Consider the following 17,322-nt stretch of genomic DNA (forward strand, 5'->3'; position numbering starts at 1 on the left):
CCGCTTGTGCACGACTGGCTCGCCGGGCACGTCCCTCGCTGCCGGGCCGAGGCGAAGCCTGTCGCGAAGCGTCAGTGGCGACGTGACTCGATCGCGTCGCGGGCCGCGTGCGCGGTCTGGGCTCCACGCTCGCGCGCCAGGTGTGCCGCGTGCACACCGCGTTCCTTGGCGGCGTCGGCGAGCTCAGGTCCGCGCTCTTTCGCGATCTCCGCCCATTCGGCGCCGCGCTGCTTCGCCAGATCCGCGAGGTGAACGCTCTGCTCCTTGGCGACCTCCGCCCATTCGGCGCCGCGCTCCTTGGCGATCTCGGCCCATTCCGCGCCGCGCTCTTTCGCGATTTCCGCCCAGTCCGCGCCGCGTTCTTTGGCGATCTCCGCCCAGTCGGCACCGTGTTCTTTGGCGATCTCGGCCCACTCCTGCCCGTGCGTCTTGGCGGTCTCGGCCCAGTCGCTGCCGTGCTCTTTCGCCGATTCCGCCCACCCGGGCCGGTGCCGCTGGGCCGATTCGGCGAGTTCCGCCCCCTTGCTCGCGGCCACCGCGCCCACTGCCCGCGCCTTGTCCGCGGCCTCGTGCGCGTGCTTGCGCAGTGCCGCGCCGGTGGCGGTGTCAGAGGCCGCGCCGAACGGCAACGCCGCGGTTACCGCGGCGGCGGCATCGCGTGCGGCCCTGCGGCCGCGCCAGCCCAGCGAAGGCTTGCCCTCGGTATCGGCGGCGGTGATCATCAGTCCGCCGAGCAGCCCGAGATCCTTGAGGAACGCGTTGCGCTTCGCCGACTTGCGGGCGGGATCCTGTTCGTTCCAGAAGTCCTGCTCGGTGACGGCCGCGGGCACGACGGTCGCGGCGAGCACCAAGGCGGCCAGTCGCGGTGCCTTGCCGAGGGCAAGCAAAACGCCGCCGCCCACCTGAGCGAAGGCGTTGACCTGCACGACGGTCGACGGATTCGATGGCAATTTCGCGGCGACCTCCGCGGGCAGCTGTCGTTGCCCCCGCTCCAGCAGTGCGTTCGCGGACTTCACCCGCTCGTCCGGGTGCCGCAGCGTATCGACCCCGTCGACCACGAACACGGTGGCCAGTAGCGGCCGGGCGAGTCGGCGCAACAACATGATAGAACCCCTTCCCTCGATGGCGTCACAATTCGGATTCCCGCGCGATTCGTGACCAAACAAGCCGGTCCGCCGCCGTGTGAAAGCGGACTCATCCGGGTAACAGCTGATCGAGAGAGATCGATCCAGGGGGTAGAAGGCGCCGCCGCACCGCTCGTTCTCCCGCCCCTGCTCCGCCGGAAGGTATCCGCTGTGAACACCCGTACGGCCACAACGGCTTTCGATGCCGTCGTCGCCGAGTTGCCCGCCGCGCCGAAGTGCACGTTCCGCTTCGATTCCGTGCCCTGCCGTCATCGCGCGGAATGGTTCATCCGTAAACGGTCCTGCTGCCATCCGGCGGGTGTGGATTTCCTCTGCGAGACCTGCCATACCCGCATCCACTGGATGCTGGACATGGGCATGGTGTTCGAATGCGCCGGATGCGGGGTGCGCTCGGCCAGTTTCGCCGAACTGTGCCCGACCGTGGCACCGCTGTGAGTGTGGCTCAGCGGCCGCCGGACCGCTCGCGCGCGGGGACGTCGGTCGCGGCCAGGAAGCCGGTGATGATCGAAGCGACTCGCTCCGGAGCCTCCACCATCGGAAGATGACCGCAGTCCGGTAGTTCCACCGCCGTGTGCGGGCGCAGCTTGCCGTTCAGCCGTCCGCCCGCCTTCGCCGACAGGATGCGGTTACGTCGCCCCCAGATCGTGCAGATCGGCGGGAAACCGGCGGGCGGCTCGAAGGTGTCCAACGCGCGGTAGGACGGAAAATCCTGCACCAAGCCGTGCAGAGCTCGCAGCCTGCCCCGATCGGTCCAGTACGCCCGCACGCGCGGCTCGTGCTGAGTGCGCAGGCGCCGGCCGCGGGGGCCGAGTTGATTGCCGACGATCAGCGAGACCACCGGGTTCGGCAGGCTGATCCGGCGGGCCAGCGGCGCCAGCGGCAGCCGCGCGTCCAGCCAGGCCAGGCCCGCCGACTGTCCCGAACTCACGGTGTCCAAGGTGAGCGGATTGATCAGGACGAGCGCGCGCACCCGGTCGGGATGACCCATGGCGTAGCGCAGCGAGGTGGCGCTGCCGAGACAGTTGCCGATCAGCACCACGTCGGTGACGCGTTGGGCGTCGAGGAACGCCGTGAGCATGTCGACGTAATCGGTGAGGCGGTAGCCGGTCGCGGGCTGGTCGGACTGCCCGTAGCCGGGCAGGTCGAGCGCGAAGACCTCATGCGAGTCCCGCAGTGCCGCGACTTGGTCGTCCCAGATGCGGCGTTGCGTGCCCGCGTTGTGCAGGAACACGACCGGAGACCCGCTGCCCGTGCGGTCGAAGACCACGGACCTGCCCCGATGTTCGAATACGTCCACGCTGACTCCCTACGAACCACCGGCGAACGAAGCGCCGAGTACCAGCGATTTTACGTGGACGAACCGGACCGAGCGGGCGGTTGGACTATCCGGTGGCGGTCGCCGCGCGCAGGAAACGGCCGGTCCGCCGGGCGCCGAGCTTCGCGGCGGGCGCGCCGCCGCCGAACACCGGCACGCCGCCGACCAAGACCGCGGTGACCGCCTCGTCGTTGCGGTTCACCATGCGCGACAGGTTGTCGAAGGGCGCGATGGGGGATTCGTGGTAGGCGTCCAGCGAATCGTCCAGGCGAGCCGGATCGAGCACGACGACGTCCGCTCGGTCGCCCACCCGCAGATGTCCGGCGTCCAGGCCGTACCAGTCCGCGAGTTCGCCCGTGAGCCGGTGCACCGCCTGTTCCATCGACAGGAACGGACGGCCCGCGTTCGCGGCGTCGCGCACCCGGCGCAGGAAGCGGAGCCCGAAGTTGTAGAACGCCATGTTGCGCAGATGCGCTCCCGCGTCGGAGAAGCCCAATTGCACGCCGGGGTCGGCGGCGAGCCGATCGAGCACCTCGGGTCGATGGTTGGAGATCGTCGTACGCCAGCGGACCTTCCCGCCGTGTTCCACCACGAGGTCGAGGAACGCGTCCACCGGGTGCGTGCCGCCGCGCTCCGCGCCCACCTCGCCGAAGGTCTTGCCGACCACGCTCGCGTCCGGGCATTCCACGATCCGCGCATCGAAGAAATCCCGGTGCCACACCCGTGGACCGAATTTCTTGTCGTAGTCCTTGCGGAAGCGGCGCCGGTACTGCGCGTCGCGCAACAGTTCCCGGCGCTTGTCCACTTGGTCGGCGAGGTGCAGCGCTTCGGCGCCGGAACCGAACTCTTCGAACACCACCAGGTCGATGCCGTCGGCGTAGACCTCGAACGGCACCGGAAGGTGTTGCCAGCGGAAATCGCCGCCCAGCGCGTTGAGCACTCGCGCGATCAGCGGGAAAAGGTACGCGATGCCGGGAATGGCCTTGAGGTCGGCGGCCGAGAGCAGGCTGACCTTCAGCGGCTTGCGGAACAGGCCGAGGCTACCGGCCGCCATCGTCACCAGGCTCTGCGGGCGGGACACGTCGGGTCCGCCCTGTAGTGCCCGCCCGCGCCGGCGCAGGATGGCGTTGAGCCTGCGCCGTTCCCGGGTGGTCGCGTAGGTGGACGGCAGGGTGCGCGATCGGCACACCGCGCCGTCGAGTTTGTCGAACAGCAGCTGCTGGGAGGACATGCCGACGAACCCGGCGTCCAGCGCCTCGGTCAGCTTCGCCGCCATCCCCGCCAGTTCGGCGGCATCGGGCCGGACGTCCTTGCGGGTCGCGCGCTCCAGACCCATTTCCGCGGCGCGGATGTCCGAATGCCCGATGAACGCGGCGACATTCGGGCCCAGCGGCAGTTGTTCCAGGGCGGCCGCGTATTCGTGCGCCGAGCGCCAGGTCTTGTGCTCGCCGACCGCGGCGAGGACGTGCTTGCGCGGAATCGCCTCGACCCGCGCGAACAGGTCGCCCGCGTCGGAGGCGTCGACGTGGACGGTCGACAGCGAGCACGAGCCCAGCAGGACCGTGGTGATGCCGTGGCGCAGCGATTCGGTCAGCGCGGGATGCTGGAGCACCTCCACGTCGTAGTGGGTGTGGATGTCGAGCATGCCCGGGATCACCCATTTCCCGGTGGCGTCCACGATGTTCGGACAGTCGGGGTCCTCGATCGGGTCGGCCGAGACGGTCGCGACGCGCCCGTCGCGGATGCCGAGGTGCCGGATCGCCGAGGGCGCGCCGGTGCCGTCGAACCACTGGCCGTTCGCGATGATGATGTCGTACATGGCTTTACACCTCGAGATCGGCGCGTATGACCTTGCCGGTCGCGTTGCGCGGTAGTGCGGTGGTGGTGAGCCGCCAGCGGGCGGGCACCTTGTAGTAGGCGAGCCGCTCGGCGGCGAACGCGCGCAGCTCCTCTTCGCTGGCCGCCGTGGCGGTTTCGACCACGACCACGGCGGCGACCTGCTGTCCGAGGTCGGCGTCGGGTACCCCGAGCACCGCGCACTCGCGCACCGCGGGATGCTCCTCGAGGCACTGCTCGATCTCCGTGGGATAGACGTTCTCCCCGCCGCGCAGGATGAGATCCGAACGACGCCCGGACAAGCGCAGCCTGCCGTCCTCCAGCACCCCGATATCGCCGGTGCGCAACCAGCGGTCGGCGGTGATCGCCGCGGCGGTCGCCGCCTCGTTCTGCCAGTAGCCCAGCATCACGTAAGGGCTGCGCACGCAGATCTCGCCTTCGGTGCCGTCGGGGACCACGTTGCCCGCGCTGTCGCGGATCTCCAGCGCGACCCCGACGACCGGACGACCGACGGTGTCCGGGAACGCCGCCAGCTCGGCCGGGCTCGCCAGCGTCGCGGCGGTGCTGCATTCGGTGAGCCCGTAGCTGGTCACCAGCGCGTTGCGGGCGACGGGCAGCTGATCGCGCAGCTTCTCCTGCAACGCGGCCGAGGACGGCGCGGAGTTCAGCGAGAAGGAAGCGAGCGAGGACAGGTCGTAGTCGGACAGGTCGAGTTCGAGCATCCTGGTCGCCATGGTCGGCATGGCGCCCCAGTTGGTGACCCGCTGCGCCTCGATCAGCCGCAGCACCCGGTCGGCGTCGAACGAGCCCTGGTGGATCACCGCCGCGTCGCCGGTGACCAGCCGGGGAACCACCAGGTTGTGCAGGCTGGCGATGTGGAACAGCGGCGAGGTGAGCAGGAAGCGCCGCCCGCTCGGCAGTTCGCCCGCCCCGGTGAGCGCGGCGGCCAGCGCGTCGTTGAAGACGTGATAGTCGGTGACCGCCACCAGGTTTCGGTGCGAGTGCACCGCCCCTTTGGGTCGTCCGCTGGTGCCGCTGGTGTACAGGATCACCGCGGGATCGTCTTCGTCGATCTCGGTGTCGGGCAGGTCGTCGGTGCGGTATTCGGCCAGCAGCGCGGGTATGTCGTGTTCCATGGTGAGCACCGGGACCGGGATATCCAGTTCCGCCACCAGCGCCGCGCGCTTCGCGTCGACCACGAGCACGGTGGGGCTGGTGTGCTCGACGCCGTAGGCGATCTCGCGCGGGGCCCACCACGCGTTGTAACCCACCGCGATCGCGCCGAGCGCTTGGGCCGCCCAGAAGGTGAGCACCCACTCGGGGGTGTTCGCGGCGAGAATGCCCACGCGGTCGCCCTTGCCGACGCCGAAGCGGTCGCGCAGGGCCGTGGCCAGCGCCGCGACCGCGGCGGCGTGCTCGGTGAACGACATCCTGCGGTCCGCGGTGACCAGATAGTCCCGGTCGCCGTGCGCGGGCGCGGCGACGAGCACTTCCCGCAGCGAGGACTTGCGATGGCGCACCACCGGCAGCGGCGCGCCGAGCACGTCCTCGACCACCATCTCGAATCGACCGCCGGGTCCGGTGAGCCTGCTCGCGGCCTGTGCCACGAACGTCTGCGGGTCGATTGCTTTTGTCATATCGGATACTTCCTCGTCACTGCGCAAGGGTTGATTCGTCACGGCTCTGGGATCAGCACGGCGCGGCCGGTGATCAGCCCGTGCTCCAGCCGGTCGAGGGCCGCGCGGCCGTCGGCCAGCGGATAGCGCTCCACTTCGGCGCGCAGCTTGCCCGCCGCGGCCAACGCCACGGAGTCGATCAAGTCGGACCTGGTGCCGCCGTAGGATTTCCGGACCGTGGCGCCCCACGGCCAGCCCATGCCGGTGGCGGGCGCCGCCGTGATCTCCGGCGCGCCACCGCCGAGGCCGACCATGCGGTAGGCCCCATCGGGCGCCACCGATTCCACCGCGAGCCGCGCGGTGGCGTCGACGCCGACGAAGTCGAACACCGCGTCCGCGCCGCGACCTGCGGTCCGGTCGAGGATCTCCTTCGCCGTGTCGTCGCCCGCGAGAAGTCCTTCGGCCGCACCGCACCGCGCGGCGAGTTCGAGCTTGTCGGCGCTCACGTCCACGGCCAGCACCCTGGCCGCCGTGGTCGCGGCGAGGATCTGCACCGCGAGGTGGCCCAGGCCGCCGATCCCGACGACCACCGCCACCGACCCCGGCCGCAGCCGATCACGGGCGCCGCGGATGGCGTGGTAGCTCGACAGCGCGGCGTCGGCCAGCGGTGCGGCCTCGGCGAAATCGAGGTCGCCGATCGGCACGAACGAACTCGCGGGCACCCGGACGTAGTCGGCCATCCCGCCGTCCGGCCCGAGTCCGGGGCACGGCGGCATGGCGGTGCGGCCCGCGGCGAGGCAGACGTTCTCGTTGCCGCCGACGCACTCCCGGCAGACCCCGCACGACCAGCACAGATACACGATGCCGCGCTCGCCCGCCCGGCGGCCGCCGACCCCGGCGCCGACGGCTTCGATGGTGCCCGCGATCTCGTGGCCGAGGGTCAACGGTTCCTCGCGCATCCGGAAGGGGATGTGCAGCACGTGCAGATCCGAATGGCAGATGCCCGCCGCGCCCACCCGCAGCAGCAGATCGGTGGGACCGATCTCCGGAATCGGTACCTCGCGCAGTTCCAGCACACCGGGCTCGGTGAGCTGCAGTGCCCGCATCATCCGCGCACCGCCGCGAACGTCGCGCGCAGATAGGCATCGCCGCGGTCGGAGCCGATCAGCCCCGGCGCCATCCGGTTCATGGCGTAGGCGAATGTGGTGCGGTGCTCGAGGTCGTTGACCACCATCGCGCCTCCGTACCCGGCCCACCAGCACACCCGGCCGTCGGGAACCTCCGGGGCGGTCTGCCGCTGCGGCAGACCGTAGCCGATGCCGAATCGCAGCGGCACCGCAAGCGCGAGATCCACGCCGTCGGACTGCTGCTGGAAGATCAGCTCGATCGTCCGCTCCGACAGCAGCCGCCGTCCGTCCAGTTCGCCGCCGCAGGACACCAGCGATTGCACCCGCGCCACCGAACGGGCGTTGCCGTGGCCGTTCACCGCACCGATCTCGGCTTGCCGCCACCCGGCGCTCGCCGTCTCGGCGATGTCGAGCAGCGGGCTGGTGAGCGTCTTGACCAGCACGCTTTCCTGGTCGAGCGCGGCCATGTCGAATTCCGGCATGGCGGGCGGGATCAAGGTCGCGATCCGCCCGTGGTGCTCGGGCGCGGTGCCGATGTGGAAGTCCGCGCCCAGCGGCCCGGCGAGCTCCTCGGCGAAGAACTCGCCCAGCGAGCGTCCGGTGACGCGGCGGATCACCGCGCCGATCAGGTGGCCGTAGGCCAGCGCGTGGTAGCCGGAGGCGGTGCCGGGCTCCCACCACGGCGGCTGGCTCGCGAGACGGGCGGCGGAGGCTTCCGCGTCGTAGATATCGGCGAGCTCGATCGGCGGCTGCCACCCGGAGACGCCGGAGGTGTGCGCGAGCAGATGACGAATCTCGATGTCGCCCTTGCCGTTCGCCGCGAATTCCGGCCAGTACCTGGCCACCTTCGCGTGCACGTCCAGTTCGCCGCGCTCGACCAGCAGCAGGGCGCACAGCGCGGTCATGGTCTTGGTGATGGAGAAGACGTTGACCAAGGTGTCCTCGGTCCACGGCTGCGTGCGTTCCCGGTCGCGGTAGCCGCCCCAGAGGTCGACGACCGTTTCGCCGTCGACGGTGACGCAGATCGATGCGCCCAGCTCGTCGCCGGAGGCGAGCCGGGACTCCAGTTCCGTGCGGACCCGTGCGAATCGTTCGGCGCAGAATCCCGAGATTTCGGTGCCCGTGGTAGTGGTCATCGCCGCCTCACACGTGTTCGGGCGTGCGGCCGGGAACCGGCAGCGCGTTTCCCGCGGCGGTGGCGCGTTTCGCGCCGCGCGCCAGCTCCCGCCGCATGTCCCGCACGTACGGTTCGAATTCGATCTGGATGGTGTGCCGGGGCGAGTCGTAGTAGCGCCCCGACCTGGCCGACTCCGCGGACCGCATGGCCGCCCGCATCTCCTCCGCGGGCGGCAGGTGGTAGCGGCCGGTCAGATAGGCGGCGACCAGTTTGCTCTGCTGCTCGGCGAAGTTCACGAGCGTGGGCAGCGGCTGGGCCAGCCCGAGGAAGAACAGGTTGTCGATGCCGGGCTTCACCATCTGCTTGAACAGCGGGAAGCGATTGTCGCTGTCGGGCAGCAGTTCCGGATCGGAGAAGAACGGGAAGGAGATGCGGTAACCGGTGGCGCAGACGATCACGTCCACCTCCTCGGCGCTGCCGTCGGCGAAGCGCACCCGCGAACCTTCCAGCGCGGTGATCGCGGGCTTGAACGTGACGTCGCCGCAGCCCGCGCGGTGCAGGAACTCCTCGCTCGCCGATGGATGCGCCTCGAAGGGCAGGTGGTCGGGCTTGGGCAGGCCGTAGTCCTCCATGTTGCCGCGGAATTTGCGGACGAAACGCTGCTTGAGTTTCAGGCCCAGCTTCGGCGGCATCCACCGTGGCATCGAGCGCTTGTCGCCGACCTTGCCGTTGACGTACTTCGGCAGTACCCAGACTCCGCGCCGGGCGGAGACGTAGAGCTTCGTCGCGATGAACCGCTGCGACAGCTCGGAGGCGATGTCCAGGCCCGAGTTGCCCATGCCGACCACCACGACGCGCTTGCCGCGCATGTCGACCGGGTCGAACGGGTCGTTGTAGGCGTGGCTGTGCAGCAGCGTGCCGTCGAATTCGCCCGGGTAGTCCGGAAGGCGGGGATCCCAGTGGTGCCCGTTGCAGACGATGAGCGCGTCGTAGTCCTTGGTGCTCCCGTCGCTCGTGCTGATCAGCCAGCGGCCGTCCGTCCCGCGCTCGGCGGCGGTCACCCTGGTGTCGAACACGATCCGGTCGCGGATGCCGAAATGGTCTACGTAGTCGCGGAAGTACTGGAACAGCTGCGAATGGTGGGGAAAGTCCGGCCACTCGTCGGGCGCGGGATAGTCCTCGAAGGCCAGGCGGAACTTGGACGTGTCGATGTGCAGGCTCTGGTAGCACGCCGACATGCCGTTGGGGTTCTTGAAGTACCAGTTGCCCCCGACTTCGTCGGACGCTTCGTAGCAGTCGAACGGTATGCCGTAATCGTTCAGGCGTTTGGCGGCGGTGATCCCGGAGGGACCCGCCCCGATCACGCAGACGCGGGGGAGTGCGGTTGACGTCATTCACTGTCCTCGTGCTGGAGGCCGTCGTCGGTGACGGCCGAACCGTCCGGTGCGGCTCACGCGCCGGAGTGACGTAGGCAACAAAGTAACACTCGCTAGACACTGTGTCTAGTGAGTGACGCACTGTCCATCAATCCCTTTGCCGCGTAGACTCGGGCGGCGTCAACCGCACGTCAGTCCCTCTTTTCACGGATACGGGGTACCTGTTCACCATGCGTACGAACGCGAGCGCGAACCTGCGGGACGAGCAGAAGCAGCAGACCAGGGTCCGGCTGATGGAGGGCGCCAAGGAGCTGTTCGCCACCCGCGGCTACGCGGCGGTGCGGGTGGACGACATCGTCGCCGCCGTCGGTTGCAGCCGCGCCACGTTCTACCTGCACTTCGCGGGGAAGCAGGAGATCCTGCGCGCGATCGCCCAGCAGGGAACCCTGTCTACCGTGCTGCACTCCTATCAGGACCTCGATCGGGTGCTGGAGACCGGTTCGCGCGCCGAGTTCGCCCGTTGGATGGCCCGCGCCATCGAGTGGTTCCAGGAGTACAAAGACCTGCTGCCCGCCTGGGACGAGGCGACCGCGCTGGAACCGGAGTTTCGCGAGATCGCCCGCGACGGCATCCTCGCATTGCCCAACGCGATGACCGCCTACCTCGCGGCGTGGCCCGCCGACCGGCGCGACGAGGCGCGGTTACGCGTGGAATTGCTCGTCGCGCAACTGGAGCGGTTCTTCACCCGATGGGCGATGCAGGGCACCATCGACGTCTCGGTGGAGCAAGCCGTCGAAGTACTCACCGACATCTGGTTTCCGGCGCTGCGCGCGCCGACGGACGCGAGTTGAGCGGGCTTGTTCGGCGCAGTCGACCTACCTGGGCAGGCCAGTCGGTGACGTCGGGCCGGTTGAGGTGCGAGAAGGCCTCCAGCACTGGTTTTCTCGCAAAGGACGCCGAAGCGTTGTGGTCTGTGGGGCTGTCCGCAGGGTGACGGCATGTGTTGCCCACTGTTCGCTGGATGCGTGAACGGTGCCGTCCGCCGCCCCTATTCGACGGTGGCTCGCGAATCTGTCGGCGTCGTGCGGCATCATCTGTGCACGCAGCCAACCACGAAATCGCTCGGAGTTACCCATGTCGTCCCCACGAACCAAGCCGCAGCCCTTGTCGGACAGCGAGATTCAACAGATCGCCGCGGAGATAGCCGGTGGCAGCCCGCCCATGGTGTGGTTCACCTCCGCCGCGGTCGGCGTGCCGGAGGGGCGCTCTGGCAAGGTGATCGCGCTCGGCGACCCTGCCGACGGTGACTTCCTCCAGGTCCGGCCGACCGGATCGAAGGATGTACTGTCCTTCTCTCCCACCGAGGTGACCTTGACCAAGCCGCCGCGAGGGGCGGCGGGCGCCACCGCCCAGCAGAAGTCGACAACACGGAAGGAATCCCCTGTGACGCAGTCGTCGACCACGACGAGCACCACGACCGAGCCCGCGCGGCCGAGCGCACCCGCGCCCGCGGCCACCCCGAAGCCCGCGGCGGCCGCGGAAGCGAGTCGAGCCGACAGCGCGGCCAAGCAGGCCGCGGCGCCCAAACCGGCCAAAGCGGCCGCCGCCCGCAAGGCCAAGGCGCCCGAGGTCACCGTGACGCTCACCGGCACCGCCGACGGCGAGTGGTCCATCGACGTGGTCAGCGGGAAGAAGCGCACCCTGCGCGGTCTTCCGGTGGCCGGTTCCACGGTGGCGCAGGCGGCGAAGATCCTGCATCCGGAGGTCGCCGAGGTGGTCGCGGGCGTCCTGGACGCGTTGCGCGGGGTGCAGGAGGCCAAGGTGCAGCAGTTACAGGCCGAGCTCGAGGAGGCCAAGCGCCTGCTGAACGAGCTGAGCGACTGAGTCACACCGCGGGACTGGCGGATCGGGCAGCCGTGCGCCAGATCCGTCGCTCGGTGCCGGGAGGCGTGTGCCGCACGTCGTCGTGGAACGCGTAACCGAGCGAGTACTGCTTCGCGTGGTACATGGCCGCGTCCGCGTCCCGGAGCAGGCCGTGCACGTCGGTGTCCGAGCTGCGCGGACCGGCGCACGCCACGCCGACGCTCGCGGTGATCGGTATCTCCCCGGCGCTCAGCCCGAACGGCCGGACGAACGCGCCGAGCAGCCGTTCGGCCAGCACGGCGGCCTCCGGCCGGGCGAGCCGGGCGAGTACGACGAATTCGTCGCCGCCGTAGCGGGTCACCACGTCCTCGTGGCGCGCGACTCGCCTGATCCGGCCGGCCGCCGTCGAGATGAGTTCGTCGCCGACGGCGTGCCCGTAGCTGTCGTTGACCCGCTTGAAGCCGTCGAGGTCGATGAACAGCAGCGAGATCGGTTGCTCGGCCCACTGTTCGCCGCGCTGCCGCAGCGCGCGCAGCAGTGCGGCTCGATTCAGTAATCCGGTGAGTATGTCGTGGTCGGCCTGGTACTGCGCGCGCCGCTCGCTGCGGGCGCTGCGCACGATGGCGCGCTCGCTGCGCACCAGCATGCCGATCAGCAGTAACCCGAACAGCGACGACACCACCACGCGATCGAGCGGGCGCAGGCTCGACCCGACCACCGGCACCAGTGAGGCCACGATCAGCGCGATCGCGATGAGGCTGGCGCGCTGCCTGGAGTGGTGTGGGTGGATGCGCCGTGGCGTGCCGAGCGCGGTCATGGTCGGGTGCAGCGCCGCGGCGCCCACGGTGGCGTAGGCGGCGAGCAGGGGAGCCAGCAGCACTTCACGCCCGAACACGGTCGCGCCCGCGGTCTCCAGGCTGTAGCCCAAGTCGCCGAGCAGCACCGCGACGAGTCCGGCGTGCAGCAACCACAGCGAGGTCTCCGCGCGCGTGGAGGTCGCCATGGAGTGCGCCACCAAGGTCAGCAGCAGCGCGTCGAGTACCGGGTAGGTCGCCGCCAACAGCGCGTCCAGCCCGGTCGCGGTGGATTGCAGGATCGGGGAGATGAGGAAGGTCCAGGAGGCGAGCAGCGCGCCGAGCCCGATCAGGGCCGAGTCCAGGAGCAGGTCGTAGTCGCCGTGCACTTGGCGCGGCCACAACCAGATCAGCGCCGCGAGCCCGACGCCGAGATAACCCAGCAGAGTGAACGCGTCGTCGAGCGGATGGACCGTGTGGTCGCCGATGTCGCGCAGCGTGGTGCCGGTGGCGAACAGCATCGCCGAGCCGGACAGCAGATACCACGGCAACGGGTGCGCGGGCCGGTGCGTGCGCACGCCGACCGCGATCATGGCGAGGGTCGCGCCGACGATGATCGTCATCGTCACGAACGCCGCCACGTGCGAGTCCAGCGCCAGATGGACCGCGATCGCGGCCGCGCTTCCCCCCAGAAGTACCGCGTACCAGCCCGATCCGATGCCGCGCGGACGGCTGGTCTGTGGCTGTTCACTTGGTGTCATCAGCCCCCCTTGGTCGCTCCATCCCCGGTGAACCGGGCCGCGTAATAGGTCTGTGAATCCTCCACCGCGACTTCGACGTTCGCCTGTTCGTCGAGCACCGCCCTGATGCTGTCGGCGAACGAGAACCGAGTGTTGTTGTACGAGCAGATGTCCCAACCGACCGCGGCGCGCTCGGCAACCAATATCTGGACAACTGATTTGATCATGGCATGGAACGCCGCCCCTTGGCGGGCACTTGGCGCAACAAGGGTGAAACCCGCGTAGTAGATCGCGTCGCGCGCCGCGTGTTCGGGATAGCGGGCCGCGAAATAGTCCGGGCTGATCCACGGCACGGTCTCCAGATGCCTGGTCAGCGTGGTGACGCCGATCGGCTCGCCGTCGGCGTGCGCCACGTACTTCTGCACGCGGGGATCCACCATCTCCTCCCGGAACTCCTCCGGGTGCAGCACCTGCCGTGCGATGGCCTTCGCGCGCAACGGGCCGAACGCCTCCTCGTACAGGCGATGGAACATCGCGATCCGTTCCTCCGGAATCGCCGCCTCGACGGTCACGGTGATCTCGCTCATCGCGGACCCCACGGAATGGTGTGATACGCGGCGAGGACCAGCGCGCACGCCGGGTCACCGTCGGAGGTGGCGTCCACGGTGCACAACTGGACGGGGCCGAAGCCGCCGCCGCGGTGGCGGGTCATGTCCGCCAGGCTGGCGCGGATCAGGGCGGCGACTTCGTCGCAGGTGTCGGCCTCGTGCTCGACGAACAATCCCGCGCCGGAGCCGTCGTCGCGCAGCGCCCAGCCGATGCCCGCCGCGGCGGTCGCGCCGCGTTCGCAGGCGTGCCGCACCGCGTAGACGCAGTACAGCCGGTCACCCCACGGTATCGGCTTGCGTACCCGGCCGATCCGTTCGACGGTGGCGCGCGGCGGGATGACCGACGACAACCGGATCAGGTTCGCCTCACCCACCCCGAGATCGCGCAGCGCCGCGTCGAACGCCGACATGGCGGTCGGTCCCACGCCGGTCGCCGCGCCGATCTCGATCGTCAGCGAAGCCGGGAACGTCCGCTCCAGCGGCGGCCGCAGCCGATCCGGGCGAGGCCGCGCGCGTAGGTCGCCGCGTGAGGTGTCGTGAATCATGGTGCCCTCCCGATCCGCCGCGGCCACCAGATTTCGCAGGCCGGACTTGCGTCGAATTCGACTCTGCGGCACGAACGCCGATCCCGCAGCCAACCGGGTCGAAAACGATGTCCGGGCGGCGTGTCTCGTACCCTGGCACCGACCGGGACAGCGAGGAGCGAGTGTGCGGACATGGGTGGCGCCGGGGCGGGTCAACATCATCGGTGAGCACACCGACTACAACGACGGCTACGTCCTGCCGATCGCGTTGCCGCTGGTGGCGCGGTGTACGGCGGCGCCGCGCACGGACGGGCTGGTGCGGGTCGGCTCGCGGCAGCGTCCCGGCGAGCCGGTGCTCGTCGCGGTGTCCGACATCGAAGGCGTGCGGGCGCGGGTGCCTGGTTGGTCGCGCTATCCGCTCGGCGTGGTCGCCGAGTTCACCCGGCGCGGACACCGTATCACCGGCGTGGATCTCGACCTCGACGGCGCGGTGCCGATCGGTGCGGGCCTGTCGTCCTCGGCGGCGCTGTCCTGCGCGGTGGCCATCGCGCTGCGTGATCTGTTCGCGCCGGGCCTGACCGATCGCACGCTGATCGACATGGCCCGCGCCGCCGAGAACGACTACGTCGGCGCGCCGACCGGCTTGCTCGACCAATCGGCCGCGATGTTGTGCACCGCCGGGCACGCGCTGCTGCTGGACGTGCGGGCATTCGCCGCCGACACCGCCGCGCCGCGCGGCGTCGAGCAGATCCCTTTCGATCTCGGCGCTTTCGGGCTGGAACTTTTTGTCGTCGACACCGGCCAGCCGCACGAACTGGCCGACGGCCGCTACGCCGAGCGCCGCGCGGAATGCGCTGCGGCGGCCGAGGCGCTCGGCGTCGAGACCTTGCGCGACGTGGCGTCGGCGACGGACACCACCCGGATCGCCGACGACGTGCTGCGTCGGCGCGCCCGGCATGTGGTGACGGAGAACGCCAGAGTGGTCGCAGTTGCCGAAAAATTGCGGGAAGGGCTCGACCCGCGTGGAATCGGCCCGGTGCTCACCGCCGGACACGTCTCGCTGCGGGACGACTTCGAGGTGTCCACTCCGACCCTCGACGCGGCGGTCGGCGCCGCGCTGGCGGCCGGGTCGCACGGCGCGCGGATGGTCGGCGGCGGATTCGGCGGCAGCGTCATCGCGCTCGTCGACCGGGACCGCACCGCGGCGGTGGCGGAGTCGGTGCGGCAGCGTTTCGCCGACGCGGATCTGCCCGATCCGCGCACTTTCGTGGTGGTCCCCGCTTCTGGAGCCCACCGGGTCGACTGAGCGACCGACCGGATTTGTGCGCGAATGTGCCACGCCGTTGGGCATGATCGCGCACAGTGGTGTCTGCCGACACCATTCGGCGGGCGACGAGGAGGTCGCGCGCGCCGGGCAGGACCAGCACGACGCGGCTCTCGCACGACGAACGACCTCGCTCGCCGCCCCGGTTTCACCGCCAGGAGGAACGCTGTGCCGCTCGTCGATTCGTCCGTTCTCGCCGCCGTGCCCGGCCTGCACTCGGCCGCTTCGCCACCGCACCTCGAAGCCGCCGAGACCCTCCGCCTGGACGCGCAGCCCGTCGACTACGCGCTGGTCGCCCTGTATTTCGTGTTCGTGCTCGGCATCGGCCTTCTGGCCAGGCAACGGGTGTCATCCAGCATCGACTTCTTCTTGTCCGGGCGCTCGCTGCCTGCCTGGGTGACCGGCCTGGCGTTCATCTCCGCCAACCTCGGCGCGGTGGAGATCATGGGCATGTCCGCCAACGGCGCGGAGTACGGCTTCCCGACCTTCCACTACTTCTGGATCGGGGCGGTGCCCGCCATGCTGTTCCTCGGCGTGGTGATGATGCCGTTCTACTACGGCTCCAAGGTCCGCAGCGTGCCGGAATTCATGCGCCGCCGCTTCGGCACCGGAGCCCATCTGGTGAACGCGCTGAGTTTCGCCGTCGCGCAGATCCTCATCGCCGGGGTCAACCTGTACCTGCTCGGCTCGATCGTGAACGTGCTGCTGGGCTGGCCGCTGTGGGTCTCGGTGATCGTGGCCGCGGTGATCGTGCTGTCCTACATCACCCTCGGGGGTCTGTCCGCGGCGATCTACAACGAAGTGCTCCAGTTCTTCGTCATCGTGGCCGCGTTGCTGCCGCTCACCCTGGTCGGGTTGCACCGGGTCGGGGGATGGGACGGGCTGCGCGACAAAGTGACCGCGTCGCCGGGCGGCGCGGCGCAGCTGGAATCGTGGCCCGGTAACGCGCTCAGCGGATTCTCCAACGATTTCCTGTCGATCCTCGGCATCGTGTTCGGCCTCGGATTCGTGCTGTCGTTCGGGTACTGGACCACGAACTTCGTCGAGGTACAGCGCGCGATGGCGACGCACTCCATCTCCGCGGCGCGGCGCACGCCGATCATCGGCGCGTATCCGAAGATGTTCATCCCGCTGATCGTGGTGATCCCCGGCATGATCAGCGCGGTGCTGGTGCCGCAGATGGCGGAGTACAAGGCGGCGGTGACCGCGAATCCCGACTTCGAGAGCGACACCACCTACAACCAGGCGCTGCTGTACCTGATGAAGGACGTGCTGCCCAACGGCCTGCTGGGTGTGGGGCTGGCCGGCCTGCTAGCGGCGTTCATGGCGGGCATGGCGGCCAACGTCTCCGCGTTCAACACGGTGTTCAGCTACGACCTGTGGCAGCAGTACGTGCGGCGCGACCGGGCGGACGGCTACTACCTCGGCGTGGGCAGGCTGGCGACGATCGGCGCGACCGTGGCCGCGATCTTCACCGCGTTCATCGCCTCCGGATTCAGCAACATGATGGACTACCTGCAAACCTTGTTCAGCTTCTTCAACGCGCCGCTGTTCGCCACGTTCATCCTCGGCATGTTCTGGAAACGGATGACGCCGACCGCGGGCTGGACCGGCCTGGTCTGCGGAACAGCCTCCGCCATAGTCGTTTTCATCCTGCACGAGACGAAGGTCTTCGAGCTGTCCGGCCAAGGGGCGAGCTTCGTCGCCGCCGGTGTCGCGTTCGTGGTCGACATCCTCGTCAGTGTCCTGGTCACCCAGGTGACCCAGCCGAAACCGGCGGCGGAACTGATCGGGCTGGTGTACTCGGAGACGCCGAAGGAAGTGCGCACCGACCCGGAGGCCGACACGCTGCCCTGGTACCAGCGCCCGGTCCTGCTGGCAGGCATCGCGCTCGTGCTCGTGATCGCGCTCAACATCTTCGTCGGATAAGGAATCGC

General features: G+C 69.4%; 15 protein-coding genes. 5 read left to right on the forward strand and 10 right to left on the reverse strand.

What is annotated here, in order from left to right:
- Window positions 1–71: 71 nt before the first annotated feature.
- Window positions 72–1,103, reverse strand: a complete 1,032-nt coding sequence (locus ACFV2O_RS20650; RefSeq protein WP_379253184.1) for a DoxX family membrane protein — start codon at window positions 1,101–1,103, stop codon at window positions 72–74.
- Window positions 1,104–1,295: 192 nt separating this feature from the next.
- Between ACFV2O_RS20650 and ACFV2O_RS20655 the strand changes: the two genes are divergently transcribed.
- Window positions 1,296–1,580 carry a hypothetical protein gene (locus ACFV2O_RS20655; RefSeq protein ID WP_379253185.1) on the forward strand — a complete coding sequence of 95 codons (285 nt, stop codon included), beginning with the start codon at window positions 1,296–1,298 and terminating at the stop codon, window positions 1,578–1,580.
- Between the two features lie 7 nt (window positions 1,581–1,587).
- On the opposite strand, the gene ACFV2O_RS20660 is transcribed toward ACFV2O_RS20655, so the two are convergent.
- The 6 genes from ACFV2O_RS20660 to ACFV2O_RS20685 all read right to left on the reverse strand — a co-directional run bounded on the left by ACFV2O_RS20660 (window position 1,588) and on the right by ACFV2O_RS20685 (window position 9,550).
- Window positions 1,588–2,442, reverse strand: coding sequence for an alpha/beta fold hydrolase (locus ACFV2O_RS20660; protein ID WP_379253186.1), 855 nt, complete (start codon window positions 2,440–2,442; stop codon window positions 1,588–1,590).
- Between the two features lie 85 nt (window positions 2,443–2,527).
- Window positions 2,528–4,279 carry an amidohydrolase family protein gene (locus tag ACFV2O_RS20665; protein ID WP_379253187.1) on the reverse strand — a complete coding sequence of 584 codons (1,752 nt, stop codon included), beginning with the start codon at window positions 4,277–4,279 and terminating at the stop codon, window positions 2,528–2,530.
- Window positions 4,280–4,283: 4 nt separating this feature from the next.
- Complete coding sequence (locus tag ACFV2O_RS20670; protein WP_379253188.1) at window positions 4,284–5,933, reverse strand: class I adenylate-forming enzyme family protein; 1,650 nt, start codon at window positions 5,931–5,933, stop codon at window positions 4,284–4,286.
- Window positions 5,934–5,971: 38 nt separating this feature from the next.
- Entirely contained in the window at window positions 5,972–7,018 is a 1,047-nt protein-coding gene (locus tag ACFV2O_RS20675; RefSeq protein WP_379253379.1) for an NAD(P)-dependent alcohol dehydrogenase, read from the reverse strand.
- Window positions 7,018–8,175, reverse strand: a complete 1,158-nt coding sequence (locus ACFV2O_RS20680; RefSeq protein WP_379253190.1) for a serine hydrolase domain-containing protein — start codon at window positions 8,173–8,175, stop codon at window positions 7,018–7,020. Before ACFV2O_RS20680 ends, ACFV2O_RS20675 begins: the two co-directional genes overlap by 1 nt.
- Window positions 8,176–8,182: 7 nt before the next feature.
- Window positions 8,183–9,550, reverse strand: a complete 1,368-nt coding sequence (locus tag ACFV2O_RS20685) for an NAD(P)-binding domain-containing protein (RefSeq protein WP_364431499.1) — start codon at window positions 9,548–9,550, stop codon at window positions 8,183–8,185.
- Between the two features lie 212 nt (window positions 9,551–9,762).
- On the opposite strand from ACFV2O_RS20685, the gene ACFV2O_RS20690 reads away from it, so the two are divergent.
- Window positions 9,763–10,383: a TetR/AcrR family transcriptional regulator gene (locus tag ACFV2O_RS20690; RefSeq protein WP_379253192.1), complete on the forward strand. Its 621-nt coding sequence runs from the start codon at window positions 9,763–9,765 to the stop codon at window positions 10,381–10,383.
- A gap of 283 nt (window positions 10,384–10,666) precedes the next feature.
- Complete coding sequence (locus ACFV2O_RS20695; RefSeq protein ID WP_379253194.1) at window positions 10,667–11,416, forward strand: DUF6319 family protein; 750 nt, start codon at window positions 10,667–10,669, stop codon at window positions 11,414–11,416.
- Between the two features lies 1 nt (window position 11,417).
- Here ACFV2O_RS20695 and ACFV2O_RS20700 read toward each other — a convergent pair whose 3' ends face one another.
- From ACFV2O_RS20700 to ACFV2O_RS20710, 3 genes are read right to left on the reverse strand one after another with little or no spacing between them, the layout of a single operon-like run.
- The gene (locus ACFV2O_RS20700) at window positions 11,418–12,950 is read right to left on the reverse strand and encodes a diguanylate cyclase domain-containing protein (RefSeq protein WP_379253195.1); all 1,533 of its coding nucleotides are present in this window, start codon (window positions 12,948–12,950) and stop codon (window positions 11,418–11,420) included.
- Complete coding sequence (locus ACFV2O_RS20705; protein WP_379253196.1) at window positions 12,950–13,516, reverse strand: hypothetical protein; 567 nt, start codon at window positions 13,514–13,516, stop codon at window positions 12,950–12,952. The genes ACFV2O_RS20700 and ACFV2O_RS20705 overlap by 1 nt, the downstream gene beginning before the upstream one ends.
- A complete protein-coding gene (locus tag ACFV2O_RS20710) occupies window positions 13,513–14,082 on the reverse strand; it encodes a pyruvoyl-dependent arginine decarboxylase (RefSeq protein ID WP_379253197.1) in 570 nt (189 codons plus the stop codon). The genes ACFV2O_RS20705 and ACFV2O_RS20710 overlap by 4 nt, the downstream gene beginning before the upstream one ends.
- A 163-nt stretch (window positions 14,083–14,245) precedes the next feature.
- Between ACFV2O_RS20710 and galK the strand changes: the two genes are divergently transcribed.
- Window positions 14,246–15,367: a galactokinase gene (gene galK / locus ACFV2O_RS20715; protein WP_379253198.1), complete on the forward strand. Its 1,122-nt coding sequence runs from the start codon at window positions 14,246–14,248 to the stop codon at window positions 15,365–15,367.
- A 228-nt stretch (window positions 15,368–15,595) separates the two neighbouring features.
- Window positions 15,596–17,314 (forward strand): sodium:solute symporter family protein, encoded by a 1,719-nt coding sequence (locus ACFV2O_RS20720; protein ID WP_355077926.1) that lies wholly within the window; start codon window positions 15,596–15,598, stop codon window positions 17,312–17,314.
- Window positions 17,315–17,322 lie beyond the last annotated feature (8 nt).

It is taken from the genome of Nocardia sp. NPDC059691 (genome assembly GCF_042733915.1).
GTDB lineage: Bacteria > Actinomycetota > Actinomycetes > Mycobacteriales > Mycobacteriaceae > Nocardia > Nocardia sichangensis.

What these genes read in the sequence shown, in the direction of transcription:
- ACFV2O_RS20650 (WP_379253184.1), bottom strand. Translation starts at nt 1,103, where the DNA reads ATGTTGTTGCGCCGACTCGCCCGGCCGCTACTGGCCACCGTGTTCGTG.
- ACFV2O_RS20665 (WP_379253187.1), bottom strand. Translation starts at nt 4,279, where the DNA reads ATGTACGACATCATCATCGCGAACGGCCAGTGGTTCGACGGCACCGGC.
- ACFV2O_RS20670 (WP_379253188.1), bottom strand. Translation starts at nt 5,933, where the DNA reads ATGACAAAAGCAATCGACCCGCAGACGTTCGTGGCACAGGCCGCGAGC.
- ACFV2O_RS20675 (WP_379253379.1), bottom strand. Translation starts at nt 7,018, where the DNA reads ATGCGGGCACTGCAGCTCACCGAGCCCGGTGTGCTGGAACTGCGCGAG.
- ACFV2O_RS20680 (WP_379253190.1), bottom strand. Translation starts at nt 8,175, where the DNA reads ATGACCACTACCACGGGCACCGAAATCTCGGGATTCTGCGCCGAACGA.
- ACFV2O_RS20685 (WP_364431499.1), bottom strand. Translation starts at nt 9,550, where the DNA reads ATGACGTCAACCGCACTCCCCCGCGTCTGCGTGATCGGGGCGGGTCCC.
- ACFV2O_RS20690 (WP_379253192.1), top strand. Translation starts at nt 9,763, where the DNA reads ATGCGTACGAACGCGAGCGCGAACCTGCGGGACGAGCAGAAGCAGCAG.
- ACFV2O_RS20695 (WP_379253194.1), top strand. Translation starts at nt 10,667, where the DNA reads ATGTCGTCCCCACGAACCAAGCCGCAGCCCTTGTCGGACAGCGAGATT.
- ACFV2O_RS20700 (WP_379253195.1), bottom strand. Translation starts at nt 12,950, where the DNA reads ATGACACCAAGTGAACAGCCACAGACCAGCCGTCCGCGCGGCATCGGA.
- ACFV2O_RS20705 (WP_379253196.1), bottom strand. Translation starts at nt 13,516, where the DNA reads ATGAGCGAGATCACCGTGACCGTCGAGGCGGCGATTCCGGAGGAACGG.
- ACFV2O_RS20710 (WP_379253197.1), bottom strand. Translation starts at nt 14,082, where the DNA reads ATGATTCACGACACCTCACGCGGCGACCTACGCGCGCGGCCTCGCCCG.